Below are 17,140 nucleotides of genomic sequence, written 5' to 3'. Positions count from 1 at the left end.
AAAATTTTTAGCGATTAATTTTCTACGTATCCTGTTTTATTTCTTTGAACCCAAATAATGAGACCTAGTATAAAGAAGGCCCCTACAGGAGTTACCATTATACCATTAGCTTGATAGTCCATACCTACCCAGCCATCTTTTGAGAAACCGATTGCCTCAAAAACCTCAAATCCAAATATTGCACCAGATCCAAACAGTTCTCTAAAAAAGGCAACAGCTAAAATGATCCATGCATAACCTAAGCCACTCCCCAATCCATCAAGAATTGAATCGTAAGGCTTATTACCTAGAGCAAAGGCCTCCAAACGACCCATAATAATACAGTTAGTAATAATCAATCCCACGAATACACTTAGCTCTTTGTACATATCGTAAGCAAATGCCTGCAATACTTCATTTACCAATGTTACTAAAGTTGCAATTACAGCTAACTGAACAATAATTCTAACACGGTTTGGTATTAACTTTCTTAATAAAGAGATGATCAAGTTTGAAAAAACGATAACGAAAATTACCGCTATTGACATCACCATAGTTGGTTTCATCTGGGTAGTTACCGCAAGAGCAGAACAAATCCCTAAAACCTGAATGGTAATCGGATTATCATCATTTAACGGGTCAGTTACAATCTTCTTTCTTCTTTTGGAAAGTAACGCTTCTGACTCCTGTTTTACTGGTTTATCTACAGTTTCTGTACTCATAACTTTAATATCTTTAAATTATAAAGTGGCAGTAGCACCTTTTTTGTTAAAATAAGACTGGTAATGCTTGAAATAATTCTTTAACATATCATTCAAACCATTACCTGTTATTGTCGCACCAGACATCCCATCAACATGATGCTCATCTAATTTGCTTTCAGGATTACTTTCTCCTTTCAACATTTTAACAGACACTAACTCTCCTTGGTCGTTGTATAATTCTTTCCCTTCAAATCTAGCTTGTACGGCATCCTCAGTAATTCTTGCGCCTAGTCCTGGAGTTTCACCTGCATGTGCAAAAACAGCACCTTTAATCACTTTACCTTCAGTATCTAGAGCAATGTACCCCCAAATATTATCCCAAAGGCCACTACCATAAACTGGAAGGATATAAGATTCAATTTCTTCCCCACCATCTTTACCGTAATATTTAAATACAGGGTAAAGTCTTTCTTCCGGAGCTTTTTTGTATTGCTTTTCAACACTTACGTTTTCAGCAATCATTTTTTTCCCTTCTTCATCTTCAGTAACCACATTACCTTCGTAGTCCGTCACCTCCGATTTAATCACTTTACCGTAAGTCTCAATTACATCCATTTCTGAAGTCACTTCCAGAACTGCACCTAAAATTTGCTTTTTAGTGTCCAATTCGATTGACTTTTGCTGAATTGGGCCCAAGCCAACTGAAGTGGCTGCCAACAATCCGCCTAATACTACTGTAAGTATGACGGAGAATAATATTACATAATAATTAGACTGTCGCACGTTTTAACCTCCTCTTTTTATTAGATTCAACAACATAATGATCAATTAACGGAGCAAACACATTCATTAAAAGAATGGCAAGCATAATTCCTTCTGGATAAGCTGGATTTACAACCCTGATTATCACTGTTAAGATTCCAATCAAGAATCCGTATATCCATTTCCCTGTTTCCGTATGAGCAGCTGAAACAGGATCTGTGGCCATAAACACGGCTCCAAATGCCAAGCCACCTATTACCAAATGATAATGCGCTGGCATATCCATAAAAGCATTATATCCGATCGCGTTAAAGCCTAATCCCATCAACCAAGCACCTGCGAAGACGCTGAAAATAATTTTCCAACTACCAACTCCGGTTGCGATCAAGATCAATGCACCGATTAAGACCATAAGAGTAGAAGTCTCACCAATTGACCCTGGTATTGCCCCCAAAAACATATTTTTAAAGGTGTACATTCCTTCCGCCCAATAGCTAGAAAAAGAACTAACTACTGTACCGGTGCCATTTAAAGCAGTATCATAAGCAACAGCTAAAGCAGTTGCTCCAGAATATCCATCAATTGGAGCGGCATCACCTAAGTAGGTCCAAACCTCCCCAGAAATGTCAGTCGGGTAAGCAAAATATAAGAATGCTCTCGCTGTTAAAGCAACGTTTAATACATTCATACCTGTTCCACCAAAAACTTCTTTTGCAATGATTACAGCAAAAACAGTAGCTAATGCAACTTGCCAAAGTGGAATACTAGGTGGCATAATAAGTGCAATTAACATACCTGTAACGAGGTAGCCTTCATTTACAGGGTGGTTTCTTATTACACAAATTGCAAATTCCGTCCCAAGTCCTACTGCATAAGAAACAATTACGATTGGAATAACCTGAATAGCTCCAATTCCTATTTTTTGGATAAAAGTGGCCGTTTCGCCTAGTGCTAAAAAATGCTGATGACCGATATTCCAGATTCCAAATAGTAAACAAGGAATCATAGCAATCACCACCGTAATCATGGTTCTCTTCAAATCGTTAGCATCTCGTACTTGCACCCCTTTCTGTCCTGTAACTAATTTAGGTCTGAAAAGAATTGTCCGGTGCCCTTCGTACAACGTATAGTACTTCTCGTATTTCCCCCCTTTCTCAAAAAGAGGTTCAATTTTATCGAAGAATTTTTGTATTGGATTCATATTTTATAGTATGATTATATTTACTGATATTAACCCTGTGGATTAATTACCTTTTATCCATTTATCATTAAATTGATTCCTTTTCTCAAAATGGCTTGAAGCTCATGTTTGGAAACATCAATAAATTCACATAATGCAACATCTTCTTCTATCAATTCGAAGATCCCTAATGCCTCCATTTCGTCAAAATCTTCTGCCATTATAGCTTTAAACAAATAATTAGGCAGAATATCCATAGGTAAAACTTTTTCAAATTCTCCTGTCATTACGAAAGCTCTTTCTTCACCGTTTGTATTAGTATTTAATACATACTCTTTCTTTTTGTTCAAGAAAGACAATAAGCCAATCGCCCTGTGAAAACTTAATTTCGAAGTGGTTGGTTTAATCCATCCCAATAATTCTTCAAAATCTCCTTCAGGCACAACAGTGATCTGCTCATCATAATACCCTAAATAACCTTCGGCATCAATTCGTTCCCCAGTCAACGGATTTCCTGAAATATATCTCACATGATCTCCAGAAATATTATCTTTTATAATATTTTTAATTGAAGCACCAACGTAGGTTTGATAATACTGAGGATCCTTAACCTCTGACCCTGTCAATGCCACTTTCTTAGAAGCATCATACTTTCCATTTAAGAATAGTTTTCCTATTTGGATTACTCCATATGGCTTTACTGTCCATGCAATATCCCCTTTGCTGATTGGATCGATATGGTGAATCTGTACCCCTACATTACCAGATGGATGTTTACCAGAAAATTTATTAATTTGAACACCTTCAGCTTGGCTGAACATTTTTAGCATTTCTTTATCCTCAGAAATGTTAATATGAACCTTACCTTCAGTAAATTTTTTGATGATTTCTAAACCTGCAGCAAAAGATTCTTCTTCGTCTTTGTATATAAAGTTATAATCTGGTGCTAGTGGATGAGTATCAAAAGCTGATATAAAAATTGCTTTTGGTGCATCTTCAGGATTTGCCACTATACCATATGGTCTTTGAATAATATTAGGCCAAACCCCGCTTTTAAGCATTAACTCCTTAGCTTTTTCAACCTCCAATGATTTAATATCCGATTTCGAATGCTTTCCAAAATCTTCAAAATCATTTTCCTTATCAGCTAAAATCCTTAATTCTAATAACTTTCGCTTTTCCCCTCTCTTAATTTCGGCTACTTCTCCACTAACGGGAGAGCAGTACAATACATCAGGAGCCATTTTATCGTAGATAAGAGGAGTACCCGCTTTAACAGAGTCACCTTCTTCTACTAATAACTTGGGCCTTGTGATTGCCGGGAAATCAGTTGGTTTAATTGCGAATGTTTCTGGTTTAGGTGCATTTGATACTTTGTTCTCGGCTTTTCCAGCCAAGTTTATATCAAAACCTTTTTTAAGTTTAATGGTATGAGACATGTCTTTGTTTAACAATGAACCCTTATTTGAAATTGAGGCAAAATTAAGAATTATTTTTCTAAAAAAAATCTTTTAATATAATAATACTCCACTTAATTTAATCAAGCTGAAACTTTCTGCTTAACAGCTTACAAGGCTTTCGTGTTCAATATTTTCCACAAAATTTTTTACTTTTTCCATTAGCCACATTGGTGTAGAAGTTGCTCCGCAAATCCCTACCCTTTCTATACCTTCAAACCAACTTAGATTCAACTCCTCTTCGCTTTCAATAAAGTAACTATTTGAATTTTGAGATTTACAAACCTGATATAAAGCCTTACCGTTGGAGCTCTTTTTACCACTTACGAACAGTATTACATCATGCTGTTTTGAAAACTCTAACAATTTTGGTTCTCTGTTAGAAACCTGCCTGCAAATACTATCATTAGCATTCAAAGTGGCAGCTTGTCCTTCCTCTACAGCCTGTTGTATTTTAAGTCTATCTTCAATTTTCTTTTTGATATCATAAAAGCCCTTGGTACTTTTAGTAGTTTGGCTAAACAGTGTTACAGGCCTACTAAAATCTATTTTCTCCAGATCCGAGTCATCCATTACTATGATAGCATTTCCATTGGTTTGCCCATCCAAACCAGTCACTTCCGCATGACCTTTTTTACCATAAATAACAATCTGCCCCTTGTCTGAACACATTTTATCGTGTGCATTTTTTACTCTGTTCTGTAATTTTAGTACTACAGGGCAACTGGCATCAATAAGTTCAATATTGTTCTCCATTGCAATCCTGTAGGTTTCCGGAGGCTCGCCATGTGCCCTAATTAAAACCTTACAGTCTTGCAAATCCTTTAAATCTTCGTAATTGATGACTCTTAGCCCTTTTTCATATAGCCTTTTGACTTCCATATCATTATGGACTATATCACCCAAGCAATATAATTTTCCGGCCTCTTCCATTGCATCTTCTGCCATACGTATGGCATACTCTACACCAAAACAATATCCGGAATCGTGATCTATGGTTACTTTTAAATTACCCATCATATTTAATCATTTTTTCTGTCGCCAATTGCAAGACATATTCTACTTGCTCCGGCAAAGTAATTTCGCTTGAATCTAAAATATAAGCATCCTCAGGAACTATCAATGGATTTTCCTTTCTTTCCGAATCCATTTTATCTCGTGCCAATAAGTTTTCTTCTATTTCTGGGATAGGAATTAATTGGTCTTTTTCCAATAATTCTTTTTGCCTTCTTTCAGCCCTAACGGCCAAGTCAGCTTTCATAAAGATTTTTAATTCCGCATCTGGGAAAACATTGGAACCAATATCTCTGCCATCCATCACTACTCCTTTTTTCTTCCCCAATTTTCGCTGCTGGCTGACCATATTTCTTCTTACTTCAGGTATGGCACTCACCTCGCTAACTTTATTTGAGATATACATTTTCCTTATCTCCTCCTCAACGTTTAACCCATTCAAATAAGTTTCACTAGAAGCTTTTCGTTCATTAAATTGAAATGAAATCTTGATTTCTTCAATCGCTTTTACTATTTCCTTTGAATTATCAATGTTCACGTAGTTCTGATGAAAATACAAAGTCACTGCTCTGTACATAGCACCTGAGTCAATGTAACTATACCCTAGCTGACTTGCCACTTCCTTGGCAGTACTGCTTTTCCCGCAAGCTGAAAATCCATCTATGGCTATTACTATTTTGCGCATTTTAACAATCTTTTACTGGACAAGGCAATGGTTTCTTTTTAGGCATTGATTTACGTCGTCCATTGTTGGCACAGGCAGACAAAAGTAAACCAATTATCAATAAAGTGAAGATCTTTAATACTATCGCTTTTCTAAGCATCTATTCGTTTCATTGAAATTCCTAACGCAAATATACAAGATACGGAAGGAATTTAATGGAATATTAGATGAAATATAAATAATAACAACAATTGAAAATATCACGTGTTGTATATAAACAAAAAAATATAAAACTATGAGAAAAGATTCAATTGAATACAACGGACTTTTAGGTGGGATACTGGTTTTCATTGGACTTACAGCTTATTTTTTGATTATGAATGCTATTGGGTTAGAACATAATTTAGAGCTTCGCGCTTTAAACATCATCATCATGGGAGCTGGGGTTTTCTTCTCCATCAAATCAATTAAAAAAAAGAACGAGAACTTCGACTATTTTAAAGGGATTGGTACTGGTATGTTGACAGCTGTAAGTTCATCATTGGCATTTGCTATTTTCATTTTCATATACTTACTATCAAACCCCGAATTTTTGCAGGAAATAAAAGAAGTTGAGCCATTCGGCAATTACCTTAATGCCTTTCTTATTTCATTTATTATCATAATGGAAGGTGCTGGATCAGGTTTTTTTCTCAGCTTTGGCATTATGCAATGGTATAAAAAAAGAACACCTGAATGGTTTTTAAAAGAGCAAAAAAACAGTAAAGAAAGCAAGTGAAATTATCTCCCTTTTAAGATTTTAGTAAATATGATTTTCAAATTCAATCATATAATTTATTAACTTTAAGTACGATTTGAAAATCAAGTACTATGGAATACAAAAAAGGTAAGGCTGAAGAATTTTTCAGCAAAGCGGGAAAAAAAATTGATAGTCTGTTTTCAGAGATTAGCCAAAGTAATATTTCAGATAAACTGGAATTAAAAGAGCGATTGCAAGAACTGAAAAGAAATAAGGAATCACTTGAAAAGGATTTTGATCGATTTACAGAAGACAATAAAGAGGTCTTTAAAGACTTAGCGAATAGCTTTGAAGAATCTTTCGAAGATATTAAAAACATCTTTCGGAAAAAGAACAATCAAAAGGGGTAACCAATTCCAATGTTGAGTGCTGGCCCGTAATTTGACCTTGTCCCCAAGTTCCATTCGCTTATGGTCCACCTGTCTCCCGAATCTCTTGCAGGATCGTACAATTTGAAAGCAAAATCAAATCGTAATATTAGGAACGAAAAATCGACTCGTAATCCTACTCCTGTTCCAATTGCTATTTCGTTATAAAACCTATCCCATTGAAAATCACTACCAGGCTCATCATTATCTGAAAAAGACCATACATTTCCTGCATCAATAAAGAAAGCACCATCCAAAAAGTTGATCAAGTTTCTTCTTACTTCTACACTGGTTTCGAAAATTATTTCTCCTGGTCGCTCGATGTTATATAAAAAATTCCCTTCATCATCTGTATCTACAAAACTTCCCGGCCCCAACCTCCTAGGTGCCCAAGCCCGAATACTGTTACTACCCCCAGCAAAATAATATTTCTCATAAGGTAAAACATCTTGTGAAAACTCTCCATAGGGTTTCGCAAAACCCACATTAAAGCGGTAGGCAAACGTACTTTTCTTTCCATAAGGTATATAGGTCCTATAATCTAAAGAAGCTTTAATAAACTGGAAATACTCCAATGATGATTGATTAACTTGCTCTCCGATAGCATTAATATTCAATAAATTACCCCCGGTTTCACCAAAGAATTTAATAAAACTAGCTCTACTTTGGGCTTGGCCATAGTTATTGAAATTTTTGGAAATAGTAATTGAGCTGCTTGAAACAAATGAAGGCAAAAACGACCTACTTAGCTGTCTGCCAAAAGTAGTTTGCTCTTCTAAAGCCCTAATAAATTCCTCTTGTAAATCTGACTCTATAAGATTTATATCAGATACGGTCAAATCAAAAATCCATCGCATTTTATTTTGCCAAGAATAACCAAATGATCCATTTAAATTGCTTCTTACATACTCTGGTCTATCTGTGAAATTGAAACCTAAACCAGTTTTGGTCTTAGGATTCAATAAAGCAAATCTAGACTTGAGCTGAGTCCCAAGAGGAAATAAAAAATGAGGAAATGTAAATGACAAATTTGCCCTAGCTTCAGTGGCAGTAGTCACATCGGTCTGATCTGAAATATTGGCTACTCCTTCAAACCCTAATCTCCCTGATAGCTCCATAACTTCTGCTCCTTTAAAAGGGTTTCTGTTCTTTAAGGAAACATTATAAAAAGGCCCAGGCAATCCAAAGGTCACGTTAACATTGACTCCAATTTCATTGCTCAACTGAAATTTATCTAAAGGACTTGTAAATATGTTAGCTACAAAGTCGCCTCCCGCTGTATCGTACTTAATATTCACAAAGCGGAACATATCTAAATTGGCTAATTGGCGCTGCGTATTAAGTGTCTTTTCTAGGCTATAAAATTCATTTGGCCTAATGAAGACTCTCTGATCAAGAATCTTCTTTCGATAAGAATAATCATAGTAAAAATAATTGATAGAATTGACCTTTTCTTCAGTCCTATTAGCTCCACCTACTTGCGTGTTTACGTCAGTAGTGAAATTGACTTTATCTAATTTGTATCGCTTATGATTTTTAGCATCTTGAGGTTTATTAATGATTATTTCTAATGCTAAATTAGTGGTGTCTGGGTCGCGATAAACGTTGTACTCCACAAATTGTCTAGAAAAAGTATAATATCCATTATTTTTCATAATGTTTTCTATTCTCTCCCTTTCCGCGGTCAATTTACTTTGGTCGTAAATGTCACCAGCTTTTATCAAACTATTTCTTTTCCCACCTACCAAAACACTCATCATTACTTTATTACCTCCGGTATTATAAATAATAGTATCTATAATATAGGATTCTCTTTCAGCTATATTATAAGTTACATTTGCTCTCTTATTTTTTATTCCCTTATATTTCACTTCATAGCCAACTTCTGCATCAAAAAAGCCTTTAGATTCCAAGAAAAGTTGAATTTGATTTTTCGTTTGCTTAGTAGCCGAAGAATCAAAAATTGCCAAAGGCTCTCCCCACCTCATAAAAAGATTACCATCTTCTAAAAGCGTTGAAAACTTATCGTTCTTTTTATTTAATTTTCTTTCTAATCGAGTGGCTTTATTGAATTTCTCAGCTTCTCGCGCTTCGGTGATCTTCCCCTGCAATTCCTCTAGCACAACTTCTTTTTCTACTTGGATTTCTTCGGGGTCATAATACTGCAGTCCAGTTTCGTATAAGGCTACATAAGGTGAAATAGGCAATAATAGAATTCGACTGTTTGCTTTCTGATTGTATAAATTTTCCAGTCGATCGGAAGAAATATTTTCATTACCTTTAATTTTCTGTTTAAAGAGAAGTTTCTCATCATTTTTCAAATAGCTTGTGCCCACACAAGAAGTGAAAAAAATGATACTGCTCAGCAGAAAGGATTTTATTAATTTTATATTCAATTTCAGTGCTATCGAAATAAATGCTTACTAAGACTCATACAAAGTTCATCAAATCTCTTCAATTAAAGAAATTCCGGCAGAAAGAAGGGCTATTTATAGTTGAAGGAGCCAAAAATACCCTTGAATTATTAAATTCTTCCTGTAAAATAAAAGATTTAATTGTTACAGAAGCTTTTTTGAAAAAGTTTCAACTAGAACTCAATAATGCAAAGGTCGAACCAATTATTATAAAAGAAAAAGAATTAAGAGGTTTAGGAACATTTCAAAGCAATACTGATGCACTAGTGGTGGCACATGATCAAATGCCTCCAACATACAAATCCAAGGGCTTTGATTTAGTATTAGATGACATAAGAGACCCAGGAAATTTAGGCACTATTATCAGATTAGCAGATTGGTATGGCATACAAAATATAATTTGCTCCGAGACTACTGCGGAATTTTACAATCCAAAAGTGATTAGCGCTTCCATGGGTTCCATTTTCAGGACTTATTTGTATCGAAGAGATTTGAAAGAATTCTTGTTTGAAAATAACAGCAGAAAAGTTTATGGTGCGTTGCTGGAAGGAAAAAATGTACATCAAGTTAATTTTGACACAAATGGACTTCTGATAATTGGGAATGAATCACACGGAATTGATTCAGAACTTATTTCATTTATTGCAGATAAGATCACCATTCCAAGAATTGGAAAAGCTGAATCATTGAATGCCGCAATGGCTACTGCTATAATTTGTGATAATGTTTTTAGAAATCAGTAGGCATAAAAAACCTGCTCTCAGCTTGAAAACAGGTTTTAAACAATAATTTACAAATTTTTATTGAACGCCAGCTTCAATAGTGGCTTCCATAGTAAAAGTAATGGTATAATCCATTGGAACATCTGCATATCCTTCAAGAGTAATTTCTAGTAAGGTACCATCATCAAGTACATATTCCTCAACTGCTTGTTTGAGAGCAGTAACATACTGAGGACTAAGGCTGTTTAATTGTTCTTCAAATGTTGAACCACTAAGAACCCCCGTTCCAGTTCCTACTCTATTCTCCCCTGCATAGAACAAAAGCTCTACATTAGTAGGAATACCACTGCCTCCTTCTAAGTTATCAACTACTGCAAAGTTAAAAGACTCAACTGTGAAATCCTTCATCTGCTCACGTCTTTCAGCAATCTCATCAGATGCCAAATCAACTTGTTCTATAATTTCAAAAGTACCAGTTTCTGTACTTGATACTCGAAAAGTTTTTGTTAAATCAGTTGGAACATCTACAGTAACTTCCTCTGATAAATCTTCACAAGAAATAGCCATGAGGCTAAACATCCCTACAAAGGTAAATGCATACAACAATACTTTTTTAATATTTTTCATCTTTTTTAGTTTTATTTAAAAGTTCAAAAGTACAGTTTAATATTAGATAATTGAATTAACCCCAATCAAATATTCTATTTTTTCGATAAACACCACTCAAAACTAGGAGAAAAGGTTGACTTGAGCCAATCAGATACTGAAAAGGCTGCTAAAATGGACGGATATAATAGCATGAATATGCATAAACCCAAGTCCATAAAAGAAGAAAAGCTCTTGATTGAGCAATTTAAAAAATCAATTTAATTTAATTCCATGATTGGTTAGACAGTAGCATTGAATCTTGTACAAGCTTCGGTTATTTTTTTATTATAAGGTTTATAGAATAAAAAAGTAAAAAACCTATTAAATAAAAAAAAGCTAAGAGACATACTATTTCTTGACACTGTTAATTTGATGATACTGCAGAAACAGTCATTACCCCTTCTATTGTAATTCCAACAGTATAACTAATAGCTCCATCGGATGTCAATTCTAATTGAATGTCAAAAGGTTCAAAAGCTTCCAAGCTTCTCGCAATTGCATCTTGTATATCAGCATTCAAATCAATTTGTGTTCCATCTAGATCATTAATGTCATCTATCGTCAAAAACGAGAAATCGCCATATTCAGAAATTAAGATAATCTCTCCAGATCCAATATTCCCTTCTGAGCCATTATCCGTAACATCAATAATTAATTTATTAGCAGAAATATTTATTATCCTGTCCTTATATTCATCAATTTCCTCTCCACTTGGATTTACAGTTTCTGTAAATGAGGTGTCTTTTGCCTCAGTGGTCGTAATATCAAATGAACGCTTTATATCAGTGGGCACATCAACATTTAATAAATCATCAGTATCTTCGCAGGAAATCGCAGTTAAACTAGACAACCCTATAATTGCTAGTGAAAAGGTGAAAAATCTTTTGAACTTTATCATATTCTAAATAATTTCTATATAACAAAAATACAGTTTATTATATGAAAAATCACGTTCGATTAAATAAACTTTCCAATTTTTCAATAAAACACCCTAAATGATAGCCATCCACCAATGCATGGTTGACGTGGACTGAAAACGGCATAAATATTTTGCTATGTTCCTTATAAATTTTTCCAGTTGAAATTTTAGGCATGCTATCTTCTACAGCAAAATGACGGGCATGCGAAATGGAAGTAAATTTGATCCAAGGAATAGCCGTAAAATGAATAACATCCACCATTCCTTTCATCACATCTAAACCAGACTCAGCTTTTATTCTATCAATTTCGGCTTTAACATTAAGTGAAAAGACCTTCAAATCTTCATCAAAAATCATCCTGGAATACCCAAAAGTTTTATCATCTCTCAAAACGGTGGCAGAAGCATGAACCGTCTCCACATCATATACTTCTTGTTCAATTAGCCTATAGCGCATTTCGGGGATTGCATTTACTGCCGTTAGTATCTTATGCAAATAATAATGGTAAAATGATATCCCATCCCTTTTGCAGTAACTATAAGCATCCGTGCATTCCAAATTAATGTTTACACCATAAAATGGTTCGTCAAATGCATTAAAAAAATTAAAATGGTCTTTGCGTGGATGTTTCTTAAAATTGAGTTTATTCACTAATGAATAGAGTTTATCTTAATCAGAGTTAAAATCAAATTTACTTTTAAAAACACACATTTTATAAGATGCTGGAAAATTATATTATTTATTTTCATAATACCATCCTTTGACTTACGTTTGTATCCAAAAATAGAACTATCAACCCAATCCAAATTTGATGAAACAATTACTATTGCTAATAACTTTATTTGTTTTTAGTCAACTTACCCTTGCGCAAATCAGAATAAGCGGCTATATAAAAGATGCGCGAACCGGTGAAAATTTAATTGGTGCCAATATTTGGCAACCTGCCACTAAACAAGGAACTGCCAGCAATACTTACGGCTTCTATAGCTTAAACATAGGTGGAGATACTGCCACTTTGGAAGTTTCTTATGTAGGCTACCAAACCATCAGAAAATCTATAAAATTAGAAGGGGATACCAATATCAATTTTGAATTGGAACTCTCTGATGAATTGTCTGAGGTGGTGGTCAAAGGTACCCGACCAGATTTAGAACTCACTAAGATGAGCAGTATGAAAATCAGTGCTCAAGACATTAAAGCCATTCCGGCATTATTAGGAGAGGTAGATGTTCTTAAAACTATACAGCTTATGCCTGGTGTTCAAAGTGGTTCGGAAGGAAGCAGTGGCATTTATGTTCGAGGAGGTGGACCTGACCAAAACTTGATTCTGCTCGATGGCGTTCCCGTTTATAATGCCTCTCATTTATTTGGATTTTTTTCTGTTTTCAATGCTGATGCGATCAGTAATGTAGAAGTGATAAAAGGTGGGTTTCCTGCAAGGTACGGAGGTAGGCTTTCATCGGTAATCGATATCAATATGAAAGATGGCAATATGAAAAACTGGCAAGCGGAAGGCGGCATTGGCTTAATCTCATCTAGGTTATCAGTTGAAGGCCCCATCAAGAAAGATAAAGGTTCAATTATCCTTTCTGGTAGAAGAACCTATATTGATATTTTAGCAAGACCCTTAATAAGAGCAAATGCCGATGGTGCAGATTTAGGATATTTCTTTCATGATTTTAATGCCAAGGCCAATTATAAATTCTCTGACAAAGACCGTATTTACCTTAGTGCATATACAGGCAAAGATAAATTCTACGCCAGAGATGAATACGAATATGATGATGGCGGTTCCATCAATGAGTATAAAGATGAAGCAGGAATTCAATGGGGTAATTTCACGACTGCTGGCCGATGGAACCATCTATTTTCAAATCAATTGTTTTTAAATACAACTGCCACCTACAGTCAATATAACTTCAGCTTATTTAATGAAAGCTATTCACGCTATGCCACAGCTGATGATGAAACTGAGGAAAATTTTTATGCATCATATAATTCAGGGATTCAGGATTACGGTTTAAAATTAGATTTTGATTATTATCTAAATAACGGGCATTCCTTGAAATTTGGTGCCAATTACATTTACCATATTTTCCAGCCCGAGGCTTTCAATTTTGAAGCAGACTTTGAGGCAGACTTTGACCAACCCGATACGAAACCAATTTACGGTAATGAGTTTTCAGTTTATATAGAAGATGAATTTGAACCCTTTGAAAAGCTAAAAGTAAATGCGGGTCTACATGCTTCAGCATTTCGAGTGAGGGAAGAATTTTACCCATCTTTCCAACCCAGAATTAGTGCAAGATATTTAGTGAGCAATAAATTATCTTTTAAAGCTTCTTATGCTGAAATGGCTCAGTTTCTTCATTTGTTGACGAATTCGGGAATTGGATTACCGACAGATTTATGGGTGCCCGTTACAGATAAAATCAAACCACAATTTGCACAGCAAACTGCCATTGGAATGTCCTCTTTAATTGCTGATGGGAAATATGACTTGTCAATTGAAGGCTACTATAAAAACATGAACAACCTGATTGAATATAAAGAGGGTTCCAACTTTCTGAATTTGGAAGAAAGCTGGGAAGATAAAGTAGCAGTTGGAGACGGCTGGAGTTACGGTGCTGAATTCTTATTTAGGAAAAAAGAAGGTAAGTTCAATGGTTGGATCGGCTATACTCTATCTTACAATAATCGCCAATTTGATGAATTGAATTTTGGACGAGTATTCCCTTATAAATATGATAGGCGACACGATATAAGTGTAGTCACAAATTATAGGCTCAACGAAAAATGGGAAATTAGTGGTACATGGGTATATGGAACAGGTAATTCAATAACATTACCAATAGCAAAAATATCAGAGCTTTCTGAGAATCCAAGATCAGAAAATGAGGGTTATTACGGATATTCCGATGTTTATCAATATAGTGACCGTAATGCTTACAGAATGCCGGCATATCACAGGGCGGATGTCGGGATAACACGACACAAAGAAAAGGACTGGGGAAGCTCAAGCTGGACTATAAGCGTTTATAACCTTTACAATAGGCAAAATCCCTTCTACATCACCACATCCAACAACAGCATAGGGGAAACATCTTTTAGCCAAATCAGCTTGTTTCAATTAATACCATCCTTTACTTACAACTTTAAATTCAGACCAAATGAAAAATAATCTTAAGCTAATTATCCTGTCAGCTTCTCTTTTGCTTGCCTGTGAAAAAGAAGTTGAATTAAAGATTGATGAAAACGATTCAAAGTTGGTATTGAATGCATGGCTAAAGACTGATAGACATCCACTTGTTGAAATCAATCGTTCCACCTTTATATTTGATAAAAGAGGAACTGACCATATCGATAATGCAGAGGTCATTATTTTTGAAAACGATCAGGAAATCGCATACTTAGAATATTTTCAATCAGGATATTATCAAAACAAAAACATTAAAATTAAGCCTGATACAGAATATAAAATTATTGCAAGAGTAGAAGGATTTGAGGAAATTTCAGCTACGGAGAAATCTGCAAGTAAAATCACGGATGAAGATTACGAATTTGAATTCAACTCAATTGAAAGAAACAGCCAATTTGGAGGTGAAAAACGATCTGAAGTAAACATCACTATCAATGATAATGCTTCCACAGAAGATTTTTACCTTTTCCGGTTAAAAGCGATCAGCACTGAATGGAATACCGACCAACCCGAGGAGGATACGACCTACAATGAATATTATGAATACGTAGAAGCCACTGATTTACAAACCGAAGAATTATATTTAGATGGAACTGGAAGCATACAAGTTCTAAAAGACGAGCTATTTAACGGACAAGAATATACTGTTAGGTTTAATTCCCATGATTTAAGAAAAGATATTTATGTCAACGGCCATTACAATGCTATTTTTCAATACAAGGTAGAGATGCATAAAATCAGTAAATCCTTATATTTATACTTAAAAAGTGTGGAAAACAATCGATATCCTGACCCATTTACAGAACCCACCCAAATATTCACTAATGTTAAAAATGGTTATGGAATTTTAGCCACTTCTACTGTTGTTGAAATAGCAATAGAAGAACTTGGAGATGTAGAAATCAATGAATAACTCATTAGGGAAATATCTAATAATAATTGGTGCTTTGATAATTTTAGCTGGAATTATGATTTATTTCTTTCAGGACAAGCTTCAATGGATTGGAAAATTGCCTGGTGATATAAGAATAGAAAGAGAAAATTTCAGCCTTTACTTTCCTATAACCACCATGCTATTGGCCAGTTTGGTGGTCTCTCTTTTAATCCGATTATTTAGAAATTTATTCTAATTTAAATTTTCGAGTATAGGACAAGGTAGGAAAAGCTATCATTCTGGTTCTTTCGTTTCTATAACCATATGGATCCCAAGAAGGCGAATCATACGGAGAAGGAATATCACCAGGAGCAACCAAAACGTGAGTCAAACCAATTTGCCAACTTACCAATTCCTTATTCTTCCTGACAAAACGAATCCCTGTTAATCCATACCATAAAGTTCTTTTTAAATCATATTCTCCTTCTTCATAGCTGTAATCGCCATTTGGGAGCATAGTTTCTCGGTAGACATACTCTCTACTACTAACATTAAAAATATAATTCTCAGTAAGAAAGTAGAAAAATGGTCCACCTCGAACTATACCGGAAAAATTACCTACAAAGGAATCACTACTAGCTTCTGTAAAATCATTATTGTTTACAGTGAGATATCCTGCCCCAATTGTCAAATTATTGTGACTATCGCCATAGCTGTAGGTTACAAACGCAAGATTTCCGAAAAAATTAGTGCCATAGGTACCTAAAATCATCATATCGCCTATTGCTACGCTATGTTTTTCTTGAAGGGGAATAGAAAGTTTGGCAGTGAAATACACTGGAAAACCAAACAAGGTAGTTCCCATTCCTATTGACAAATTATCTGAGAGGCCATATTGAATATCATGTAAAAGAAAATAAATCGAATTGTAGTATAGTTCTCTTTCCTTCAATCCGAAAGATGTTGGGGCAAAAAAGTATCTTGAATGGTGCTCAGAATTTATATTTTCATTACCTGCCTCATTACTTTCTGATAACTCCTGAGAGGGCTGCGTTGGGTTTTCAATAATATCTAATACCGCATAATAGATAACAATTGCTTTTTCTTCATCTGTACTAGATGCTAAATTTTCACCATTAGACTTCGATCCTAAAAGCTCACCATCACAATTTGAAAGTTCTGTGATTATTCGATTTCCATTTTTATAAATCTTAGCAAAATAATAATTGCATTTTTCTTTGATATCAACTGTAGTGCTTAGCGATATATCACTCTGCTTGAACTTTTCAGAAAGTAAATATTCAACTTGAGAATTAACTATGTTTGCACGGTCATCGAAAACTATTCGATCTTGGGCTATTATTGAATGGTAACTAATAAAAAAAACACCTAAAAATATCGATAAGACCCTCATAGCTCAAATAATTGATGTTAAG

At 34.8% G+C, this 17,140-nt stretch carries 17 protein-coding genes; 6 read left to right on the top strand and 11 right to left on the bottom strand.

Going from position 1 to position 17,140, the window contains the following annotated elements:
• Positions 1-14: 14 nt before the first annotated feature.
• The 6 genes from AAC601_RS00940 to cmk all read right to left on the bottom strand — a co-directional run bounded on the left by AAC601_RS00940 (position 15) and on the right by cmk (position 5,781).
• Positions 15-701, bottom strand: a complete 687-nt coding sequence (locus AAC601_RS00940; RefSeq protein WP_303271926.1) for an NADH:ubiquinone reductase (Na(+)-transporting) subunit D — start codon at positions 699-701, stop codon at positions 15-17.
• An 18-nt stretch (positions 702-719) separates the two neighbouring features.
• Positions 720-1,466, bottom strand: a complete 747-nt coding sequence (gene nqrC / locus AAC601_RS00935) for an NADH:ubiquinone reductase (Na(+)-transporting) subunit C (protein ID WP_340152226.1) — start codon at positions 1,464-1,466, stop codon at positions 720-722.
• Positions 1,453-2,646, bottom strand: a complete 1,194-nt coding sequence (locus tag AAC601_RS00930) for an NADH:ubiquinone reductase (Na(+)-transporting) subunit B (RefSeq protein WP_303271924.1) — start codon at positions 2,644-2,646, stop codon at positions 1,453-1,455. The genes nqrC and AAC601_RS00930 overlap by 14 nt, the downstream gene beginning before the upstream one ends.
• 53 nt (positions 2,647-2,699) lie before the next feature.
• A complete protein-coding gene (locus tag AAC601_RS00925) occupies positions 2,700-4,064 on the bottom strand; it encodes a Na(+)-translocating NADH-quinone reductase subunit A (RefSeq protein ID WP_303272097.1) in 1,365 nt (454 codons plus the stop codon).
• Positions 4,065-4,184: 120 nt separating this feature from the next.
• A complete protein-coding gene (locus AAC601_RS00920; protein ID WP_340152225.1) occupies positions 4,185-5,102 on the bottom strand; it encodes a 4-hydroxy-3-methylbut-2-enyl diphosphate reductase in 918 nt (305 codons plus the stop codon).
• Positions 5,092-5,781: a (d)CMP kinase gene (gene cmk, locus AAC601_RS00915; protein ID WP_340152224.1), complete on the bottom strand. Its 690-nt coding sequence runs from the start codon at positions 5,779-5,781 to the stop codon at positions 5,092-5,094. Before cmk ends, AAC601_RS00920 begins: the two co-directional genes overlap by 11 nt.
• 274 nt (positions 5,782-6,055) lie before the next feature.
• Between cmk and AAC601_RS00910 the strand changes: the two genes are divergently transcribed.
• Both AAC601_RS00910 and AAC601_RS00905 read left to right on the top strand, forming a co-directional pair.
• On the top strand, positions 6,056-6,538 hold the full coding sequence (locus tag AAC601_RS00910) for a DUF4199 domain-containing protein (RefSeq protein ID WP_303271921.1): 483 nt from the start codon (positions 6,056-6,058) through the stop codon (positions 6,536-6,538).
• Positions 6,539-6,630: 92 nt separating this feature from the next.
• Positions 6,631-6,909: a hypothetical protein gene (locus AAC601_RS00905; RefSeq protein ID WP_303271920.1), complete on the top strand. Its 279-nt coding sequence runs from the start codon at positions 6,631-6,633 to the stop codon at positions 6,907-6,909.
• Here AAC601_RS00905 and AAC601_RS00900 read toward each other — a convergent pair.
• Positions 6,897-9,323, bottom strand: a complete 2,427-nt coding sequence (locus AAC601_RS00900; protein ID WP_303271919.1) for a BamA/TamA family outer membrane protein — start codon at positions 9,321-9,323, stop codon at positions 6,897-6,899. The two genes, AAC601_RS00905 and AAC601_RS00900, sit on opposite strands and share 13 nt — an antisense overlap.
• A gap of 20 nt (positions 9,324-9,343) precedes the next feature.
• Between AAC601_RS00900 and AAC601_RS00895 the strand changes: the two genes are divergently transcribed.
• Entirely contained in the window at positions 9,344-10,084 is a 741-nt protein-coding gene (locus AAC601_RS00895; RefSeq protein WP_340152223.1) for an RNA methyltransferase, read from the top strand.
• Positions 10,085-10,141: 57 nt separating this feature from the next.
• On the opposite strand, the gene AAC601_RS00890 is transcribed toward AAC601_RS00895, so the two are convergent.
• The 3 genes from AAC601_RS00890 to AAC601_RS00880 all read right to left on the bottom strand — a co-directional run bounded on the left by AAC601_RS00890 (position 10,142) and on the right by AAC601_RS00880 (position 12,282).
• Positions 10,142-10,690 carry a hypothetical protein gene (locus AAC601_RS00890; protein ID WP_340152222.1) on the bottom strand — a complete coding sequence of 183 codons (549 nt, stop codon included), beginning with the start codon at positions 10,688-10,690 and terminating at the stop codon, positions 10,142-10,144.
• Between the two features lie 385 nt (positions 10,691-11,075).
• Positions 11,076-11,609, bottom strand: a complete 534-nt coding sequence (locus tag AAC601_RS00885; protein WP_303271916.1) for a hypothetical protein — start codon at positions 11,607-11,609, stop codon at positions 11,076-11,078.
• Between the two features lie 49 nt (positions 11,610-11,658).
• Positions 11,659-12,282: a CatA-like O-acetyltransferase gene (locus AAC601_RS00880; RefSeq protein WP_303271915.1), complete on the bottom strand. Its 624-nt coding sequence runs from the start codon at positions 12,280-12,282 to the stop codon at positions 11,659-11,661.
• Between the two features lie 160 nt (positions 12,283-12,442).
• Between AAC601_RS00880 and AAC601_RS00875 the strand changes: the two genes are divergently transcribed.
• The 3 genes from AAC601_RS00875 to AAC601_RS00865 are packed head-to-tail and all read left to right on the top strand — an operon-like array spanning position 12,443 to position 15,960.
• Positions 12,443-14,812, top strand: a complete 2,370-nt coding sequence (locus AAC601_RS00875) for a TonB-dependent receptor (RefSeq protein WP_303271914.1) — start codon at positions 12,443-12,445, stop codon at positions 14,810-14,812.
• On the top strand, positions 14,802-15,743 hold the full coding sequence (locus AAC601_RS00870) for a DUF4249 domain-containing protein (protein ID WP_303271913.1): 942 nt from the start codon (positions 14,802-14,804) through the stop codon (positions 15,741-15,743). The genes AAC601_RS00875 and AAC601_RS00870 overlap by 11 nt, the downstream gene beginning before the upstream one ends.
• Positions 15,736-15,960 carry a DUF2905 domain-containing protein gene (locus tag AAC601_RS00865; RefSeq protein ID WP_303271912.1) on the top strand — a complete coding sequence of 75 codons (225 nt, stop codon included), beginning with the start codon at positions 15,736-15,738 and terminating at the stop codon, positions 15,958-15,960. Before AAC601_RS00870 ends, AAC601_RS00865 begins: the two co-directional genes overlap by 8 nt.
• Here the strand turns inward: AAC601_RS00865 and AAC601_RS00860 are convergent.
• Positions 15,952-17,118: a hypothetical protein gene (locus AAC601_RS00860; protein WP_340152221.1), complete on the bottom strand. Its 1,167-nt coding sequence runs from the start codon at positions 17,116-17,118 to the stop codon at positions 15,952-15,954. The genes AAC601_RS00865 and AAC601_RS00860 overlap by 9 nt on opposite strands.
• Positions 17,119-17,140: the final 22 nt, after the last annotated feature.

The organism is uncultured Marivirga sp. (genome assembly GCF_963974845.1).
Lineage (GTDB): Bacteria > Bacteroidota > Bacteroidia > Cytophagales > Cyclobacteriaceae > Marivirga > Marivirga harenae.
The sequence above is the reverse complement of the archived record's forward strand: the minus strand, read 5'-3'. Positions and strand labels throughout refer to the sequence as shown.